We start from the raw sequence: 18,842 nt of genomic DNA on the forward strand, positions 1-18,842 counted from the left end.
CTTATTTTAACTATATCAAGAATTCAGGAAAACATCAAATAGATAGTAATCATTTAAAAAATTAAATTGAAAGCTGCGTCTGAGAGACCATAACTCCCTCGTTTGCTCCAACCTACTTGTTTCATCATCATGACAATCCTCTCTTCCGATAAAGTAAAACTTCCATCAGCAGAGGTTTCTTCATCCCCCACCTATCTTCTTTATTTTTCCTTACATCTTGAGGTGGAGGTCTTACTGCCCATTATAAAAAGGCTGATTAATCTAAACGTGGATTAATCGGCCTTTTTAATATCCAAATTTGCTTAGCCTAGGGGCCGAAATGCCGGTTGTACCCCATGCCTATCAAGCTAAAATTTTGAGGTATCCTCAAAACGAAATTTTTATCTCTCCATGATTGTCCATAGGAATTTAGCTCTTTTTTTCGTTTTGGGGAACAATTAATTTCTTAACTTGATAGCGATGTGGTGGGACCCCTTTTTAACCGGTATATGTTTTGAAGCTAAACTTACAATAGTGGTTATTACAATATTCATAAATAATGCTATTGCTCCTGTACTAATGTCGTTAATAGTGTGTGGGACTGTTGGAAAAAAGGTTGCGATTTTTATATTGAAAATCGTAGCATACAATACAATGAGCACACCTATAATAATTCCAGTCATTGCGCCATATTTATTAATATAATTTTTTGAGGAAAGGCTAAGGAACAATGCAGGTGCCAATTGTGCAATAAGACTGTATGACATGATGTTTAACAGTGCAAGTGCTGTCCCGCCAAATACTGTGAAGATTAAAGCAGTCAAAGAAAGGATAATGATGAATAGTTTTGAGGCTACTAATTGTTGCTTTTCGGTAGCTTTTGGAAAAATAACATTGTAAACCCCTTTTGTTAAGCCAACAGATGCAGACATTAACATAACAGATGCTGGTACTAAAGCCGTTAGTAAACCAGCTGCTCCAACTATTCCAATGACCCAAGGATCAAATGTTTGAATAGATAATCTTAAAAGAGAAAGATCTCCATCGGCTCCTTGTAAACCAGGGATTTTTATGATAGCTGAAAAGCCAATAAAAAAAACAAACAGTAATAATATGGTGTATAAAGGTAGGGTAATTGCATTTTTGCGAAGTGCTTTTTCACCATTTGCTGAGAAAACCACAGAGAAAGAAGTCGGTAATAAATAAAAAGAGATTGCATTTAAAAGGATAGTAGAGATAAACCACGGTACACTTAGTCCCTGATTGGCTAACGTTAACAATTCAGGTTTAACAGCCTGAACAGACTTAAACATTTGCTCAATCCCACCAAAATAGTGGATAGGGATGTAAAGGCCTAAAAAAATAACTACTCCCAAAATCATAATGTCTTTAATCACGGCTGTCCAAGCTGAGCCGTGAATACCAGAGAATATTACATATGTTGTAATAACTATTGCACCTATAACACTTGCAACTACTGGTGAAATAGCTCCGTAAGAAGCTTCTGAAACAATAATTCCTAACCCTTTCATTTGTATACAAATATATGGTATGATCGCTAAACTTCCTACAATAGCTACTATAACCCCCATTGCACGACTATCGTATTTAGATGCAAAATAGTCAGGTTGTGAAATAATACCATGTTCTTTACCGTATCTCCAAATTTTAGGTGCAATCCAATAAGATATTATATATGCTAGAAATATATACGTGGGCACATAATATGCAGCAGCTCCTTTGGAATATGCCCAACCACTTCCGCCTAGAAAAGTAAAAGTCGTATACACCTCTCCAGCTATTAATAGAAATACGAACAAGGTTCCAAAACCTCTGCCCCCAACTGAAAATTGCTGCAAATTCATCTTTTTCCTCTTCTTGCTGCTATCCCTAAATAAAGAGATAAGATTAAGAAAATAAAAATAATAAGTAATGATATATTCATTCCATCTCACTCCCTTGATTATCAGGATCAAGCTTATAAACAATGGTTAAAATAATCGAAGAAAGTACCATCCAAAATACAATCCAGAATAAAAGAAAAGGCATTCCTAACACGTAAGGCTCAATTCTATTTGCAAATGGCAAGAATCCAACACACCCAATAAAAGGGATTAAGAGTAAGAGTTTAATATATTTCAAAATATGCTCGACCTCCTATTTCATAGTTTGAATTTTTATGAATTAAGAGCCAATATCATAAAAGGATTTGTTAATAGAATAATGTGAAATGAATAGAATTGTAATGAAGCTCCTTTTATTAACAAATCCTTTTGCCTAGATCTAATTTTTCATTATTAAATCATTCTCTTTTTGATAGACAATTTCTCCATCAATAATCGTTGTCTCCACTTTCAAATCCTTAATACTTTCTGGTTCAGCTTTTAAAATACTTTCATTTAAAATAACTAAATCAGCTAATTTCCCTACCTCTAGGCTGCCTTTTATATCCTCTTCAAAACTTGCATAAGCGCCATTCCATGTGTAAAGTTTAATAGCTTCTAGTACACTAATGGATTGATTAATGCCAATTTCGGCTCCAAATTGGCTTTTTCTATTAACTGCAGTATGAATTCCTACTAAAGGGTTATAATCAGTAACCGGTGCATCTGAACTACCCGCTGCAATAATACCTTTATCTATATAATCACGAGCAGCGTACATATAGTTAACACGTTCACCATAATTGTGAGCATATATCTCGCCATATTCATATGGAAATGGTGGGTTTGGAATAGGGATGACTTCAAGTTGTTTCATTCTTTCTTGTAAATCCGGGGTTGAAACCCCTGCATGCTCGATTCGATGACGGTGATTTTTCCTTGGATTTTCTTTTAACGCTCTTTCTACGCAATTTAAATACATTTCAATGGCTTTATCCCCTTGAGCGTGTACGGTAATTTGATAGCCTTTCTTATGTGCTTCACCTAGAACTTTGTATATTTCTTCCTCACTATAATAAAGAATCCCGAAATTGTTAGGATCACTGGAGTATGGTTTTCGAGTTGCAATCGTTGGACCAGAGCTACTTCCATCTAAAAATATTTTAGCCGGCCCGACTCTGAATTTCTCATCTCCTGTACCGGTTACTATCCCTGCATTCATCATTTTATTTACAAATTTATCGGATTCATTTATGGTACCGATTATTGCATATACCCGAACACGGATGTCTTTGGTTTTTATAGCTGTTTGTAACAAACGATAACAATTAGAATCAAAAGTAGCTGCTTCATGAATACTCGTGATACCCCCTGAAATAAAATGATCCGACGCAATTTTAACAGCTTTCATAAGTTCATCATCTGTATAGCTTGCTACATCATTCATCTTCATATTTGCAGCTTCAAATAATTTACCTGTAAGTTCCCCCTTCTCATTTTTTTCAATTACTCCACCTTGAGGATTCGGTGTCTTTTCGTCAAATCCAGCCTTCTCTAGTGCTGCTGTGTTTACGATACAGATATGTCCACATGTACGAGAAATGATGATTGGATGATCCGTTGAAATGGCATCCAGCTCAGCAATCGTTGGATACCGCTTTTCCTTTACTGTGGTTTCATTAAACCCCCAAGCTCTTATCCACTCGCCTTTTGGGGTTTCCAATGATTTTTCTTAAGCTCATTCAGCAAAGCTGCAACAGAGTCGATGTGACTTTCTTTACAACTGATATTCAACTGAAAAACCCCATATAAAACCAGGTGTGTGTGAGAATCAATAAATCCAGGAAGAAGAGATTTGCCTGCTAAGTCAATAACTTCAGTCTTCTCCCCAATGAATTCCTTCATTTCTAAATTTGAGCCGACCCCAATTATTCGATTATCCTTTATTGCTACAGATTCTACTATTGAGTTTTGTCTGTCTGATGTAATAACTTCACCATTGATAAATACTAGATTTGCATTCATAAATGCACCATCCTTTTTAATTTTTAGTTTTTTTCCAATTAATATATTGATTATAATGATGCATAATTAAAGCGCTCTCATTAAACGATTGGTAAGATTTATTTCAAAAGCACAAAAGGAAGAAATCACAATAGATAGAAAAATTTCATTAAATACCTCCTTGTATAAATTAATAATTTCGCCCGGTACACTTTTATAAAGCAATAATCATGCCATAAATTTGGAACGAAAGTAGAATAAATAGACAGAAAATTATAAAAAGTCACTTTAAATCCAGCTATTGTGAGATATAATGAATTAAATTCGTTTCAACAGATTCATAAATGGTTCGTTCTTTTCATTAATTTCCATCTATTTTGAACCACTTGTGGTTCAAAGTAGATGCATGCATAGGAGGATTCAAGCCATGTACGACATTCCTGTCCAAATTGAAACCAAATATCTCTTAAAGATTCTCGACAGTCTTGAAAGTGGGATGAATATTGTTGACAAAAATGGAACGATTATGTGGGTAAACCAAGCATGTTGTAAGATTCTTAACAAAAGCAAGGAGGATTTGATTGGTAAGAGTATTTTCGTTCTGAAAAAAGAGGGTGCGTTCACTCCATCCGTAATCGAAATGGCTTTACAAAATGGAAGTACTGTAACCACTGTGCAAGAAACTACCAGTGGAAAGAAGATGACAGTAACAGGGGAAGTTATTTTGGATGAGGAGGAAAACCCCATTTATTTTGTAGCACATGGTCATGATATAAGCAATTGGATGGAGAATATTTCTAAGCTGGAATGGGAAGAATTAGCCCCCGTATTGAAGCGGTATTTACTAGAAATTAAAAAAATGAATACCCGGTATATTCTAAGCAAGGAGGAACAATCCTTTATTGGACATAGCAAAGTACATAATTTGCTTGCTGAAATCATGGAAAGAGTGGCAAGTGTTGATTCAACTGTGCTCATTAACGGAGAAACGGGAGTTGGAAAAAACGTAGTTGCGAAGCGTATTCACGAGTTGAGTGAACGAAACAGTCAACCCTTTGTCCACTTAAATTGTGCAGCAATTCCCGATTCACTTCTCGAATCTGAATTGTTCGGCTACCACAAGGGAGCCTTTACAGGTGCTAATCCAAAAGGTAAGCCAGGGCTGGTCAAAATAGCCGAAAAAGGGACACTTTTTTTGGATGAGATTAGTGAACTTCCGCTACATCTGCAACCTAAGCTCCTTCAATTACTGCAGGACAAGACCTATATGCCTATTGGCGGTTCACAGTTAGTAAAGGCTGATATTCGCATTATTGCAGCAACAAACCGCAAGATTGAGGAAATGGTAAAAGAGGGAAAATTCCGAGCCGACCTATATTATCGCCTTCATGTTTTACCAGTAAACATTCCGCCACTACGCGAGCGGAAAGAAGATATTTTTCCGTTTCTCCATTTCTATTTGCAAAAATATAACCAGATATTCAACCAGACACGTACCTTCTCGGGGCAAACGCTAGATGTTTTACAACGTTATCAGTGGCCGGGAAATATACGCGAGTTGGAAAATACTGTTGAGCAGCTCGTTATTATGGCTAAAAAGGAAGAAATCTCGATTCATGATTTACCAGAGCGCTTTCTCTCAGTAAACATGGAAAAAGAAGCTTTAGAGTCTCTGAAAAAAGGCAACAATTTAAGCGAGATTATCGAAAGTATGGAAAAAAATTATTGAACAGACAATTAAGGAAAATAAGACTACACGTAAAACTGCAAAAGTTCTTGGAATTACCCAAACCTCACTGATCCGTCGGTTAAAAAAATACAATATCCGTAACGAAAAAGAATAGCTAAGTATACATATCTGGTAAGATACAACTTTCTTCAATTAATAGAAAAAAGTTTAAGTGTTTATACAAAAGATTTTCCTAATTGATTATATTACACAACATGATTATCAAGCGGCACAACAACCGGATGCACTTACTATGCAATAAAGCGCAACTTCCATCAGTGAGGGATTTTCTTCACCCCTCACTGATGGAAAGCTCTCACCAATCGGGCACATGCCAGCAGTTATCCCCCCACCTATCTTCTTCTCTTTCACCCTTGAGGTTGTGGTTCTTACTGCCCACGAATAGCAGGATAAACTAAGATGGATCATCCATCTTAGTTTATAGAAAATAAGTATACTATTTTTTATACCAATTTGATTCTATTCTAACACCTGCATCTTTTAATAAATTATAGACAGGACATCTTTTTTCTACTTCTTCTTTCAATTCCGCTATACGAGAATCATGTTCATGAGTTGTAAAAATAACGTCAAAATTAACACTTTGAAAATGGGTTAGAACTCCTTTAACTCCCATTAACCCTTGTAAATCTAGTGTTCCATTATTCTCAAAATCTACCCCTTGATAAGAGAAGTTCTTTTCCTTAGATATGAATCCAATCATAACAGACGTACAGCTAGACAATGCAGCTAATACATACTCAATAGGATTTGGTCCTTCATCCGTTCCGCCTAATTTTCTTGGTTCATCAACAATTAATTCCGAAAAATCTCTAATGGAAATTGAAGTTTTTAAACCTCCTTCCCACTTTCCACTTGTTTGTACTTTTAACAATCTTTCTGTTCCCATATCATCACCTCTAATTCAAAGTAATTTTATAGGTTTTATTGTAAAATAAAAAATCTGAATTGTAAATTTATTTCGCGTGTTGTTTACTTATCTGCTTATAATATAAGTTCACCATGATGCATCTAATTTAATGCAATGCAATGAAAAAACAAAAAACCATTCATAATAAAATGGTTTTACACATTGTTACTTATTTAATTCACCTAATATGTCTAAATGGATGGAAGCCCATAGCTGCCTGATTCTCCCCAGCCTACTTGTTTCCTCATTATGACAATCCACTCTTCCTGTGCACATATTTTCTATATTAGAGCTTGTTCAAAAATCATATTTTTTGAACAAGCTCCACAAAATTAAGCAAACACTCGCTTGATCTCTTTTGCAATTTCATTCATTAAATCTTCCGCTTGCGGATACAAACCAATTTTGTCCATAAAAGCATGATCTGTACCATTATACTGAATCAGCTTCGTAGGAACTCCGCTGCGTGCAAGTTTTGCCGCGTAAGCTTCGCACTCTACTTTTAAATAATCAAATTCGGCAGTTGCAATTAGCGTCGGTGGCATGCTGCTTAACTGATCTGACAGCAGCGGAGAAACGTGAGGATCAGTGATTTCCGCTTTACTTTGCAAATAGAGCCGGAAAAATAACTCGCCGCTTTCAGCCAACCCTTTAATCAATGGAATGATGAGCTCAGAATAGTTACGAATCTCATATTGATCGAGGCTCCAGTTGAAATCCTCAGTTTGGACGCCAGCCATATTCACTGTTGGGTAAATAAGCGCTTGCAGCTTAATCATCCCCGTTCCCTTTTCAATATCCATGAGCGCACACACCGTAGCTAAATTACCACCCGCACTGTCTCCAGATACAGCAATTTGCTGCGGATTCACACGAATTTCTTCAGCGTGTTCATACACCCATGTTACGGATTCAAAGCAATCTGTCAGTCCTGCTGGATACGGATGTTCAGGTGCTAAGCGGTAATCAACGGAAATCACAACGGCGCCTGCTTTTTCTGCCAATGCTTTACACGGATTTTCCACGACATCCACACTGCCGCCTATGAAACCTCCGCCGTGAAAGAAGACAACCGCCGGCAGAATTCCTTCATTAGCTGGCGTATAAATTCGCAGTGGAATCGATCCATTTGTACCTTCAATTGTTTTATAAGTAGTCTCGACTTTACTTTTCGTAACGTCGTCATTGTTCCAACCCATCATAGCTCGCATTCCCTGAACAAAACCCATAGTATCTGAAGGATCAAATGGCTGGTTTTCCATCGCAGCCATTTTTTCTGCCGTTTGTAAAGTCACTTGGAGAACGCGAGGGTCTAATTCACCAATCGCATCAGAATCAGGAATCGATTTAGCAATAAAATCGAAACCTCTTTTTTGACAGTAGGTATCTCCTCGCTCAGTTTAGAAACTAGATTAACGTAAGAAGTTGTATTACTCATCATTACCGTCTCCTTTTATGATAATTTTAATTATGGACAGAAAACTAATGCGCCGCTTAACGATTCATTTGCTCATTGTTTAATAGCTCAATCATTTCACACAACATTTCCTCTGTAAAAGCACCTGCGCTAAAGTTCACTAGTGCACGTAATGGCATATAGTTCAGCATGGCATCCATTAATTCGGAGGTATCGCTATCCCCTTCAGTCATACTAGCAAGCGGATTACCTTCTAATGCCTTTACCATAAGCTCTTTTGCAATTGGTGCTAAAATTGGATCCGCAAATAAGTCCCCAAGTAACGTATTACGGTGTACTGGTTTTCGAATGAAAGCCGTTGATTGAACATAAATGCTGTCATGTAAAACAATCTCTTTTGAAGACTTTCCTACCAAAATTTCAAACTCACCTGTTTCAACATGCCATTCCTTCAATTCAACGTTATAATAAGCAAATGCTCTTTTAGCTAACATAAAGGTAACCGTTTTTTCTTCGCCCGGCTGTAATTCCACTTTTTCAAATCCTTTTAGCTCTTTCTCAGGACGGATCACACTGCTTTCAACATCTTTTATATAAAGCTGAACAATTTCTTTACCTGCTGTACTACCAGTATTTTTCACGTTTACACTGACAGAAACAGTCTCCGTATCTTTTATTTCTTTCTTATTAATTGAAAGATTGCTATACTCAAAGTTTGTATAGCTTAACCCAAAACCAAATGGGAACAATGGCTCAATATTTTTCGTATCGTAATAACGGTATCCGACGAACACGCCTTCTTTGTATTCCACTTTGTCACCTTCACCAGGGAAGTTTAAGTAAGAAGGATTATCGTTTAAAACTTTCGGGAACGTTTCCGCTAATTTCCCGCTTGGATTCGCATCACCAAATAATAAATCAGCAATCGCTCCGCCCAGTGCTTGTCCACCTAAATAGCCTTCAAGTATTCCTTTTACTTTACCTATCCATGGCATTTCAATTGGAGCACCATTACTTAAAACTACGACAATATTACTTTGAACTTCTGCAATGGCTTCAATTAATTGCACGTGATTTTCTGGCATCTGTAAATGCTTCCGGTCATATCCTTCCGATTCATAACGATCTGGAAGCCCAACAAAAAGAACCGCTGTATCTGCTCCAGCTGCTACTTCTTTTGCTTCATTAATCATGTTTTCATCTAAAACATCGCTGGCAAGATCATAGCCTTGGGCAAATAATACGTTCGTATTTTTACCTGATACTGTTTCAATTTCTTCGAGAATGCTTTCAAGTTTTGTTGGGTTAATATGAGAGCTTCCGCCGCCTTGATAGCGAGGTGTCTTTGCGAATCCCCCAATCACTACTACCGTTCCTTCTTTTTTCAATGGAAGAATGTGATCTTCATTTTTTAACAACACCATGCTTTCGCGTGCGACTTCTCTTGCAAGCTGATGGTGCGCCTCCTTACTATACACAGCGTTTTCTCGTTGGTTATCAGCGGCTTTAAAAATAATGTTAAGAAGACGTTCTACTGCTTGATCAAGCTTTTCTACAGATAGCTGACCACAGTTAACCGCATCGACAATCTTCTTCTCACCAATTCCAAAGCTTGAAGGCATTTCTAGTTCCATACCGTTCGCTAAACTTGCAACACGCTCATTTACTGCACCCCAATCAGAAACGACAAAACCTTCAAATCCCCATTCATCCTTTAAAATATCATTTAACAAATAGTTATTTTCCGAAGCATATTCACCATTCACCTTGTTGTAAGCACTCATTACTGTCCATGGCTGTGCTTCCTTAACGGCATCTTCAAAGCTAGCAAGATAGATTTCACGCAATGTTCTCTCATCAATAATTGCATCCGTCGACATTCTGCGATGTTCCTGATTATTAGCAGCAAAATGTTTTAGTGATGTTCCAACTCCTTGACTTTGTACGCCGTTAATATGATTTGCAGCCATTTGAGATGATAAATAAGGGTCCTCTGAAAAATATTCAAAGTTTCTTCCACACAGCGGCGAACGCTTAATGTTTGCACCCGGTCCAAGGAGAACACCGACATTTTCAGCCTGACATTCCTCTCCTAATGCAACTCCTACTTGTTTTATTAATTCTTTATTCCATGTACTCGCTAATCCTACTGCTGATGGAAAACAAGTAGCTGGGACACTATTATAAATCCCCAAGTGATCTGCTCCCTCTGCCTGTTTCCTAAGCCCATGCGGTCCGTCAGTTACCATAATTGAAGGAATTCCTAATCGCTCAATCCCTTTTGTATTCCAAAAGTCTAATCCAGAACATAGACTTGCCTTTTCTTCTAGTGTCATTTGTGAAATAATTTGCTTAATATCCCTTTCCATGATAATCCTCCTAAATAAAAAGATTATTAAGTAAGCGCTTTCTTAAGACCATTATAGTTTTTATTTTTTGGATATTATGGTATTTTTTTTAGAATAATTGTAAAAATTTTAGCTGATGTTATATATTTGCTGAGTTTTAAAGAATGGAGGTTAAAATAATGAATTTCTCCAAACTAGAGGATTTATATTATATTTGTAATTTGGTCTTTGACATACATAAAATACCTATCTTTTTTATTGATAACAAGGGAGATTTAGTATTTGAACTCTCCCGTAATTTTCAGCATAACCCCTTGTATTCTTCAAAAGAAGAGATATTTCGTCAACTATTTAGGGAGGAAAACTTCTATCGTTTTCCAGTACTAAGGGAGACCTCCTGCCTTGAAAACTTTTTCTCAATTAACTTGCGTTCAAATGACCAACTTAGCGGAAACATCATTGTCGGTCCTGTCCTTTATTCGAGGCTATCAGAAGTATCAATTAAAGGAATCATCAATGATCTTCATCTAAAAATAAACAAAGATGAAATGGTTCACTATTATCATTCTCTCCCTGTTTTAAGCAATTTGAATTTTTTAAATGTGAGCATGGTTCTTTATTACATGCTGTATCAACAAAAATTGGACATGGTTGATATCCTGCAAAAAAATATACTGCTGGAAAATGAAAAATTTGAAATGGAACAGCCCGATATACATATATCGGAACGCCGTCAAAATTTACTGACTCATATCGATCCACTGGCTGAGAAGAAAATCTTTGAATGTATTAAGGAAGGGAAAAAGGATGATTTAATTCAAAACCTAAGGGGATTACTTGAATCAGGGAATCTGGGAGTGTTATCGAAAACGAGTCACCTGCGAAGCCAAAAAATTCCGTCATCGCAGCAATCACACTTGCGACTAGAGCTGCCGTAGATGGTGGCCTATTCCCTGAAATCGCATATACCCTTAGTGACTTACTCATCCAAAACCTCGAAGAAATAAAAGAAAGTAAAGCCATTAATCCATTTTTAGAGAATGCTTTACTTGAATTCTCGGAACGAGTAAAAAATGGGAAGATGCAAAAGTATTCAAAACCAATAAACACATGCCAAAATTATATATTCACTCATCTCTACGAAGATATTACACTTTCCCATTTAGCGAAAATAGCTGAACTAAACCCTAGTTATCTATCTGTTCTTTTCAAAAAAGAAGTAGGGATTTCACCAAGCGAATATATCCAACGTGCCAAGATAGATGAGGCAAAAACCTTAATAACCTATACAACACATTCTTTGTCGGAAATTTCCACGCTATTAAACTTTCATGACCAAAGTCATTTTACGAAAGTCTTTAAAAAATACACTGGTGTTTCACCTAAACAATTTAAAAATGGGTGTGTTAACTAGTTTAGAAAAGTTTATCATTTCTAAACTAGTTTTTTGTTTTTGCTGCAAAAAGCTCTAAGGGAAGTGTAAGTGTCATCTATTTCGTTATAAATCTGGACTTGAGAAGCTAACCCAAATGTATGATATTCTCCGTCTCTAAAGGATTTTGACGTGTACGAAGAAAGCATAAAAACGAGAAAAAATCTAACGTAATACTCTTTTAGTTACAAATAGTTTGTGCTTGTGACTTTACATAAATTCTCGGCACCCGCTTCCCAATCAAACAAACCACTTCGTAATTAATAGTCCCCATCAACCTTGCAATCTCGTCCACAGATTGAAACGAAGAACCATTATGTCCAAAAATAGTTACTTCATCACCGGCACTGCAGCCCTCAATATTCGTCACATCAATCATTGTCTGATCCATGCACACACGCCCGACGATAGGGGATAACTGCTCGTGCATCAAAACCATCCCTTGGTTTGAAAGCAGGCGTGAAAGGCCATCCGCATAGCCGAGCGGAAGTGTTGCGATAAGGCTTTCTTTTTCGAGTTTATATGTACAACCGTAGCTGATTGGCTGGGAGGCAGGAATAGTTTTCAGAGCCGCGATTTTTGTTTTGAAATTCATGGCTTGCTTGAGTTTGATAGAATGCCCTTCAAATGTCTCATTAGGGTATAAGCCATATAAAGCAATGCCGATGCGTACCATATCCAGATGCATGTCAGGGAAATTCATCGTGCCGGCACTGTTGCAACAATGCCTGATCGGTACATGAATATCGTGTGTTTCCAAAGATTCAATCACATCCAAAAAGTGCTGAAACTGCATGAGTGTATAGGCAGAGTCTTTACTGTCCGCATTGGCGAAATGCGTGAATATGCCTTCGAGATATACAGAGGGAGAGGTAGCCGCCTTTTGTGCAAGTTCCAAAGCTTCTTCCGCAGAAGTGACGCCGATTCTGGACATACCTGTATCAACTTTTAAATGAACGGAAGCTGTTTTTTGTAATAGAGAAGATTGGATGATGATTTCATCCAATACTTCGTGAGAGAATACGGTCAGCGTAATGTCTTCCGAAACGGCCTTTTGAACCGAGCGTACTGGCGTATACCCTAAAACAAGAATCGGATGAGAGATACCTGCATTCCGCAGCTGCAGAGCCTCATCTAAAAGAGCGACAGCCAAATAATCCGCCTCTGCTTGCATGAGGGTCTTCGCAATTTCAACTGCGCCATGCCCGTAGCCGTTCGCTTTGACAACAGCCATAATTTTTGTTTGTTCCTTTACATATCCCCTGAATTGCAAAAAATTGTGATGAATGTTGTCCAATACAATTTCTGCCCATGTGTCACGATAACTGTTACGTTCCATGTGCTTATCCCCTTTGTATGAAAACCCCCTCAAGAGCTGCTCTTAAGGGGAGATTGAAATCTTAATTAGATAGCGGCAACTTCTTTTGCGAGAGCGTCTTCTACGGATACGTAAGTATAGCCGAGGTCTTTTGCGACTACTTCGTATGTGATTTCGCCGTTCGCCGTGTTTACGCCAAGTTTCAATGCGCCGTTTTCAGAGATTGCCTTTTGCACGCCCTTGTTGGCGATTTGCAATGCGTAGGGAACTGTTACGTTCGTCAAAGCCATAGTGGATGTTCTTGGAACTGCGCCCGGCATGTTCGCAACAGAGTAGTGAAGAACGCCGTGCTTTTCGAATGTCGGGTTGTCATGCGTCGTTACATGGTCGCATGTTTCCACAACGCCGCCTTGGTCGATCGCTACATCTACGATTACGGAGCCAGGCTTCATTGTTTTTACCATTTCTTCCGTGACAAGCTTAGGAGCTTTTGCGCCAGGAATCAATACGGCACTGATTAAAAGGTCTGCTTCTTTCACCGCTTCCGCGATGTTGAACGGATTGGACATCAATGTTTTGATTTGAGTGCCGAAAATGTCATCCAATTGGCGCAGACGATCTGCGTTCAAGTCGATGATTGTTACGTCGGCGCCGATGCCGATTGCCATTTTCGCAGCGTTAGTTCCTACGATGCCGCCGCCGATGATGGCAACTTTACCGCGACTCACGCCAGGAACGCCCGCAAGAAGGATGCCTAGGCCGCCGTTCGTCTTTTGTAGAAATTGCGCGCCGATTTGTACAGCCATGCGTCCAGCTACTTCGCTCATCGGTGTAAGAAGAGGAAGCGTACGGTTCACTTCTACTGTTTCGTATGCGATTGCAGTAACGCCATTATCTTTAAGAGCTTGAGCTAAAGCAGGCTCTGCAGCCAAATGCAAGTATGTGAATAGAATTAAGCCTGGACGGAAGTATGTGTATTCGCTGGAGAGAGGTTCTTTTACCTTCATGATCATTTCCGATTGTGCCCATACGTCAGCGGCACTTTCAATAATTTCGGCACCAGCGTTTGCGTAATCTTCATTTCTAAATCCGCTTCCAATACCAGCGTTTGCTTCAACCAATACTTTATGACCAGACTTCACGAATGAGATAACTCCTGCAGGCGTAAGCGCAACACGATTTTCGTTATTTTTTATTTCCTTCGGTACTCCGATAATCATTAGATTTTCTCCCCCTTAATAACCTTTAATTTATCTTGTCGTAATCCGAGTATAGAATGTTCGAAATATTTTTTCATCGTTAAAAAAGGAGAAAAACGCATCATCCTTTTGTGGAATTCCACAAAAGGATGATGCTACATCTACATGAATTTTTGCAGCTTGAGATCCAAGTACAGAATCATTTTTTGGTTGGGGTCCTTTAAATTGATTTCACTGATTTCACAAATGCGTTTAAGCCTGTAGCTCAGCGTATTGACGTGAATATTCAAAGCCTTGGCCACGGCGCTGACATTGCTGTCTTTATTCAAAAAGACCTCCAGCGTTTCAACAAGATTGCAATTATACTTTTGGTCATACTCATGCAGCTTTTGCAGCGTCTGATTTTCATACTCTTCATGCTTTCTCTGCTCAAGCAGAAGATCAATCAGCTGATAAATCCCCATGTTTTGATAACTGTGAATACTCGCTGTTTCGGAAGGGAATTTTTCCTTGATGGATAAAACAGTCAATGTTTCTTTGTACGCTTTGCCGATTTTTTGATAGTCACAGTATATACTACTGAATGCCGGTCTGATAAATTTGATTCCGAATCGCTTTTCCATCTTGTGCACAAATGTCTCGACGAAGCGGTTGATTTCATGGAAAGGCTGATCGACATCATCCAATGAAGTGAGAAGGATCAGCTGGTTACAATCAATCGTATAAAGCAAAACTTTCAAATGCTGACTTGTTTTTAACAAATAAGAAATTTGTTTTTCTTCCTCACTCGTAATTTCTTGTTCAAAATGGAATACGGCGACGGCAAATAAGGAAGCGGGAGTAATGTGAAGCAGGTGAAAGTTACTAATAATTTCCTCGTTTATCTGCATATGACCGGTGAGCAGCTTCCAAAAAATTCTTGCGATCGTTCTTCCTGTTTGTTTTTGCGGGTTTGCAGCTGCAGCAGTTTGCTTTTCACAGCTTCCGCAGCTCTTTTCAGCAAGGTGCAATCCTGCTCAGTCAAAGATTTCTCGATTTCCAAAGCCCAAATGAACCCCAGGACGTCCTCTTTGTTCCAGATGGAAATCGCGACCCTGTCACCGAGACCGATATCATCTATCCTTTTTATGCGAATAGGCTCACAATCTTTTAAAAGAGCGGGAATAATTCCTTCTTTCCATAAGCTATTGATTACTTTTTCAGGTACGCGGCGTCCCATAATAGTCGCGATTCTCGCGGGTCTGTTCTTTCATCATGGGTGCTGTACGCAAGAAGGCGATGATTCGCATCCTCAATCGTAATCGAGCATTGCAGAACCTCACTGATCATATCAGCAAATTCTTCCAAACTATCGAAGGCGGCTCTAAAAGGATTGTTTTTCATATATGTCAAGATTCATCCCTCCCATTTGAAATGTATTTGCATATTTACTGCAGGCGACAATTTCCTTTGTGTAAATCAACAAAATAATCTCATAATTTTTTTAAATCTTATACAAAAAATAATTTTCACACAAGTGTCAAAATGCTGTAATATAATTTTTGTAATATTCTGATCAAAAGGCCTATTTATTGTAAGCGTCAACATCGGGAGGGCGGATCGACAAATTCTGTAGAAATGTCAATGGGTTTATATACATCTGCATTCCGAAAGACGCGGTATTCTTGCTTTATTGATAAAAATTAATATGTAACAAAAACGTTATATAATAGAAATGATCTTTCCTTTTTATATCAAAATGAAAAATGGGGGATTGGATATGAGTGAATTAATTGGGAATGAAACAGGACAAAAACTAGATATAGGTGGTATTGAATTATACTATGAATTGTTAGGAGAAAATAATGAAGGTCCAACTCTAGTTTTTGATTCTGGATATGGAGCCACTTTAGAAAGCTGGAATCCTATTAGAGATGAGGTTTCAAAGTTCTCAAAAATGTTTATTTATGATAGAGCTGTTATTGGCAAAAGTGGAATGGATGAAAGACCTCGCCATAGTCAACAAAGTGTCGAAAATCTACGTATCTTACTTAATAAAGCAGGTATAAAACCTCCGTATATATTAGTTGGGCACTCATTGGGAGGTTTGAATACAAGATTATTTGCAAGCACATATCCAGAGGAAGTAGTAGGAGTAGTTCTCTTAGACTCAACTCACGAGGATCAAAACAGAATATTACCTGCTCTATTTACAAAAGAAGTTCAGGAGGCTTATTATAACCAATTTACTTTGGAAGGTTCTCTTAATGAGGTAGAAGAAAGTTTAGAACAAGTTCGTACTTCTAAATCTTTTGGAAGTATTCCACTTATTGTCGTAACAGGTGGTTTGCAGCCTTTTCATACAGTAGAGTCTATGGCTGCTTGGATGAAATTCCAGAGAGAGCTTGCTAACTTGTCGACTAATAAAAAACATATTATTGTTGAAGATGCTGGACACACAATACATATTGATCAGCCTCAAGTTGTTGTTGATGTAATAAGGGATATATTAGATATGGTGAAAAATAATAACAAACACTCTACTCTGTAATAATTTAGTTTACATTCATATTAGGTATCCTATCGCCACATGTCCATCAACTTAAGAAATCGCTTGTTCCCCAAAATAAAAAAATGAACTGAATCTTCGTAGATAATTATGGAGAGATAAAGTGAACCTTCCATCAGGGGGTTCTTCATTCCCCACTGATGGAAGGTTGAACCAATCAATGCGGGATAAAACTTCCATTTTGGGGATACTCCAAAATATTAACTTGATAGTGATGTGTTGTGACTCCGTTTAGTAAAATAAGCTTATCTAACAATCCCTCATTTAAATGTATTGTTAACTAGTTCCTCCCAATCTACGAAGGACAACTTATCTGTAATATGTTTTAATTCATTAGGAACTTCAACATAACATATTAATTCTAAACTGTTACCATCTAGGTCATTGAAGTATACTGAAGCATTCCCTTGATGTGGGCGAATAAATGGCTCAATAGATTTTCTATTACCAAATGGGACAGCTTCAACTTGAATAGAATCTAGCCACTTTAAAGATTCTTTTAAATCTTCATATGAAACTCGAAAAGCAATATGTCGTAAGGAAGGGCGGTATCGAGTCTCATACTCATTTCCTTCCCATAAACCCAACCAACTTTTCCCCTCTTCAATCCAAAAGAAAGCCGTGTTTTCATCACACCAAGCAAGTTCCAATCCTAATTTCCGGTAAATTTCAATTGAATTTTGTAAATTACTAACTGGTAAGTGCGCTTCATATAATCCTTTAATCATATGGTTTCCCCCTACTCTCTATTCTTGAATATTAACTATATCAATGTAAAAACAATATTAAATCCACTAATAGTATTAAAGTTCTATACATCTTTAGAGGTAGTGTACTAGGGGCACCCAACAATTCAAGAATATTCACTACACCATCTTCTAATAATTTACTAAAATGTTGTGTAACTTCTCAGCAAACTCTTTATAATGCATTGTGTTATAGCCCACATGATGTCCAGGGAACTCCACAACTTCTGTTCCTAGTTGTTCCGTTAATGCGACTGTGCAGTGGTAAGCAAAAAAATCTCGTGATGCACTCCCTGCGGCTGGAAGTATCTGCATCGATGAAGACTTTAATGCGTTCTTCAATCCATCGATATCTAGCGAATAGTTAAGAATTCCTGGGATTTCATACTTAACGAAATACGTTGAATTCCCCAGAAGACGCTCTGTTAGTATATCCTTCGATTGACCGGGCTTCATAGCGTCCATTTCCAAATTCGACAATAATTTAATGACCTCACTTCGATGATTTTTCTTAAGATCTTCCATGAATTGCTCGGCTTGTTTTAACTCATTTCCAAATAAAAATTGCAATAAGATTGGTTCGTGTGGTATCAGTAACTTAATCTGTTCTGGATGATGTATGCACAGATCAATTCCGATGACAGCACCGGAGCTGCTTCCGAATACGTACACCGGTTCATCAGTCAGTTCGGCTATTAGGCGGTGAGCGTCGTCGCTGTGTGTTTCTACGCAATAATCCTCAGTGCGATTGGCGAGATCGCTACGGGAATGGCCACGGCGGTCATAGGTAACAACTGTATACCGGTCAGCAAGGTGGTTTGCAACCTTCAGAAACTTATCAGCATCACCACCTCCTCCATGAATGAAAAGAAGTACAGGTCCCTTTCCACGTACTTCATAGTAGATACTCGCTCCATGCACTTGCAATATTCCATTCTTCACTACAGTCATTTACAACCCCTCTCCTCTCTTCTTATCCATCATAATAATTATTACTTTTTAATAGATCCTAAGAATGGTCATACTCATAAATCGCTGGTTTCCTTTACTTTATATGATTTGTAAATTATATAAAATGCAGGAATTAACTAAGAAACAAAACCGCCATATTTAAAAGCACTGATCAAAATGTGATTGAATAGCATTTTGAGCAATCTTTTTTATAAATGTAGTGCTATCCTAAGGGGAAGTAAAAAATCCCTCTTGGTAATAGCACTATTTTTATACCGTAAACAGTTGTTTTGTGTCCTTTAAAACACTTACAGGAAATTAGTATTTTTTAAGTCTTAATCTACCCCTGTTTCAATT

9 protein-coding genes and 5 pseudogenes are annotated in these 18,842 nt (G+C 37.8%); 3 read left to right on the top strand and 11 right to left on the bottom strand.

Annotated features, from left to right (window positions below):
• Positions 1–437 precede the first annotated feature (437 nt).
• The 3 genes and pseudogenes from ACEWFJ_RS19625 to ACEWFJ_RS19635 all read right to left on the bottom strand — a co-directional run bounded on the left by ACEWFJ_RS19625 (position 438) and on the right by ACEWFJ_RS19635 (position 3,887).
• Positions 438–1,924, bottom strand: a pseudogene (locus ACEWFJ_RS19625) (sodium:solute symporter family protein).
• Positions 1,921–2,121: a DUF3311 domain-containing protein gene (locus tag ACEWFJ_RS19630; protein ID WP_473689618.1), complete on the bottom strand. Its 201-nt coding sequence runs from the start codon at positions 2,119–2,121 to the stop codon at positions 1,921–1,923. The pseudogene ACEWFJ_RS19625 and the gene ACEWFJ_RS19630 overlap by 4 nt, the downstream one beginning before the upstream one ends.
• A 141-nt stretch (positions 2,122–2,262) precedes the next feature.
• Positions 2,263–3,887 (bottom strand): annotated as a pseudogene (locus tag ACEWFJ_RS19635) (amidohydrolase).
• A 406-nt stretch (positions 3,888–4,293) separates the two neighbouring features.
• Here ACEWFJ_RS19635 and ACEWFJ_RS19640 point away from each other — a divergent pair.
• Positions 4,294–5,710 (top strand): annotated as a pseudogene (locus ACEWFJ_RS19640) (sigma-54 interaction domain-containing protein).
• Between the two features lie 342 nt (positions 5,711–6,052).
• On the opposite strand, the gene ACEWFJ_RS19645 reads toward ACEWFJ_RS19640, so the two are convergent.
• The 3 genes from ACEWFJ_RS19645 to ACEWFJ_RS19655 all read right to left on the bottom strand — a co-directional run bounded on the left by ACEWFJ_RS19645 (position 6,053) and on the right by ACEWFJ_RS19655 (position 10,312).
• A complete protein-coding gene (locus tag ACEWFJ_RS19645) occupies positions 6,053–6,505 on the bottom strand; it encodes an OsmC family protein (protein ID WP_473689619.1) in 453 nt (150 codons plus the stop codon).
• Between the two features lie 353 nt (positions 6,506–6,858).
• Positions 6,859–7,728 (bottom strand): alpha/beta hydrolase, encoded by an 870-nt coding sequence (locus ACEWFJ_RS19650; RefSeq protein ID WP_473689620.1) that lies wholly within the window; start codon positions 7,726–7,728, stop codon positions 6,859–6,861.
• Positions 7,729–8,020: 292 nt separating this feature from the next.
• Entirely contained in the window at positions 8,021–10,312 is a 2,292-nt protein-coding gene (locus ACEWFJ_RS19655) for a glycoside hydrolase family 3 C-terminal domain-containing protein (RefSeq protein WP_473689621.1), read from the bottom strand.
• A 158-nt stretch (positions 10,313–10,470) separates the two neighbouring features.
• Here ACEWFJ_RS19655 and ACEWFJ_RS19660 point away from each other — a divergent pair.
• A pseudogene (locus ACEWFJ_RS19660) lies at positions 10,471–11,705 on the top strand (helix-turn-helix domain-containing protein).
• Between the two features lie 199 nt (positions 11,706–11,904).
• Here the strand turns inward: ACEWFJ_RS19660 and alr are convergent.
• The 3 genes and pseudogenes from alr to ACEWFJ_RS19675 form a co-directional block, all read right to left on the bottom strand.
• Positions 11,905–13,062 (bottom strand): alanine racemase, encoded by a 1,158-nt coding sequence (alr, locus tag ACEWFJ_RS19665; protein WP_473689622.1) that lies wholly within the window; start codon positions 13,060–13,062, stop codon positions 11,905–11,907.
• Positions 13,063–13,127: 65 nt separating this feature from the next.
• Positions 13,128–14,261, bottom strand: coding sequence for an alanine dehydrogenase (gene ald, locus ACEWFJ_RS19670; RefSeq protein ID WP_473689623.1), 1,134 nt, complete (start codon positions 14,259–14,261; stop codon positions 13,128–13,130).
• A 140-nt stretch (positions 14,262–14,401) separates the two neighbouring features.
• Positions 14,402–15,623, bottom strand: a pseudogene (locus ACEWFJ_RS19675) (PucR family transcriptional regulator).
• Between the two features lie 376 nt (positions 15,624–15,999).
• Between ACEWFJ_RS19675 and ACEWFJ_RS19680 the strand changes: the two are divergent.
• Entirely contained in the window at positions 16,000–16,770 is a 771-nt protein-coding gene (locus ACEWFJ_RS19680; protein WP_473689624.1) for an alpha/beta fold hydrolase, read from the top strand.
• A 278-nt stretch (positions 16,771–17,048) separates the two neighbouring features.
• Here ACEWFJ_RS19680 and ACEWFJ_RS19685 read toward each other — a convergent pair whose 3' ends face one another.
• Together ACEWFJ_RS19685 and ACEWFJ_RS19690 are read right to left on the bottom strand one after the other, a co-directional pair.
• Positions 17,049–17,516: a VOC family protein gene (locus tag ACEWFJ_RS19685; RefSeq protein ID WP_473689625.1), complete on the bottom strand. Its 468-nt coding sequence runs from the start codon at positions 17,514–17,516 to the stop codon at positions 17,049–17,051.
• Positions 17,517–17,666: 150 nt separating this feature from the next.
• Positions 17,667–18,485 (bottom strand): alpha/beta fold hydrolase, encoded by an 819-nt coding sequence (locus ACEWFJ_RS19690; RefSeq protein WP_473689626.1) that lies wholly within the window; start codon positions 18,483–18,485, stop codon positions 17,667–17,669.
• Positions 18,486–18,842: the final 357 nt, after the last annotated feature.

Source organism: Bacillus sp. EA-CB0995 (assembly GCF_055814245.1).

Coding starts and splice junctions, on each gene's coding strand:
- ACEWFJ_RS19655 (WP_473689621.1), bottom strand. CDS start 10,312: ATGGAAAGGGATATTAAGCAAATTATTTCACAAATGACACTAGAAGAA.
- alr (WP_473689622.1), bottom strand. CDS start 13,062: ATGGAACGTAACAGTTATCGTGACACATGGGCAGAAATTGTATTGGAC.
- ald (WP_473689623.1), bottom strand. CDS start 14,261: ATGATTATCGGAGTACCGAAGGAAATAAAAAATAACGAAAATCGTGTT.
- ACEWFJ_RS19690 (WP_473689626.1), bottom strand. CDS start 18,485: ATGACTGTAGTGAAGAATGGAATATTGCAAGTGCATGGAGCGAGTATC.
- ACEWFJ_RS19680 (WP_473689624.1), top strand. CDS start 16,000: ATGAGTGAATTAATTGGGAATGAAACAGGACAAAAACTAGATATAGGT.
- ACEWFJ_RS19650 (WP_473689620.1), bottom strand. CDS start 7,728: ATGATGGGTTGGAACAATGACGACGTTACGAAAAGTAAAGTCGAGACT.
- ACEWFJ_RS19685 (WP_473689625.1), bottom strand. CDS start 17,516: ATGATTAAAGGATTATATGAAGCGCACTTACCAGTTAGTAATTTACAA.
- ACEWFJ_RS19645 (WP_473689619.1), bottom strand. CDS start 6,505: ATGGGAACAGAAAGATTGTTAAAAGTACAAACAAGTGGAAAGTGGGAA.